The organism is Vibrio sp. 10N.222.48.A3, assembly GCF_041475345.1.
GTDB classification, from domain to species: Bacteria; Pseudomonadota; Gammaproteobacteria; order Enterobacterales; family Vibrionaceae; genus Vibrio; species Vibrio tasmaniensis_A.
In genome coordinates this window covers 1-719 of sequence record NZ_JBFRVX010000548.1, presented here as the reverse complement: position 1 = coordinate 719, position 719 = coordinate 1, and the positions used below count along the sequence as shown (strand labels likewise).

1 protein-coding gene is annotated in these 719 nt (G+C 49.0%); it reads right to left on the bottom strand.

Annotation, left to right across the window (positions count from 1 at the left end; all coding sequences use genetic code 11):
* The coding region (locus AB4653_RS15715; RefSeq protein WP_372104677.1) for an iron chelate uptake ABC transporter family permease subunit at window positions 1-681 on the bottom strand (681 nt) is incomplete at its 3' end.
* Between the last annotated feature and the right edge of the window lie 38 nt (window positions 682-719).

The window sequence follows — 719 nt, the reverse complement described above, 5'->3', positions numbered from 1 at the left end:
CCCTTCAGTGCCAATCGAAAGCAAAGTCAGGACTCTTGGCGCCAATAAGAAGATGGCAAAGATCGGAAGTAGCTTAGGCATCAGCCAAATTACTTGTTCCCAACCGTTCTGTCCTAGATCACCCGCTCCCCATACAAACAAGTTCTGGGCGTACTGGTCATTGAGCAAAATAATCGCAGTCGCAAATGCGCCTAACAGTAAGTTAACTGCCATGCCCGACAAAACAATTGGCAAGCCGCTCATGTTTTTGATTCCGACAATCGAAACAATCAGCCCCATCGCCAGCAGTGCACCGATCAGAGCGAACCAAACTGAATACTGAGCGACCAACATCGGCGCAACCACATTCAGAATAACCAAACCAAGCCACGCCCCTGACGACGTACCTAAAGTAAGCGGCGACATCATTCGGTTCTGCGTCAGTTGTTGAAACAGGCTACCTATGGTGCCGAGTGTTCCACCAACCAAAATCGCCATGACCAAGCGAGGCAAGTTGACATAGATTAACGCCATCAACTCGAATGAATCATCAACCATTGAGTTGAATGTCACGCTGTCACTGATCAGTGAAACTTGCTGGAGCAGCTCACCGATAGGGCCAAATTCAGATTGCCCTAACCATAAATGAACAAGGGAAGCGAAAAACAGCGCTGCCCCCATCACCAAACCACTGGATTTCATTACTGCTCCGCTAACGTCAACAGCGATTGCGCCATAGC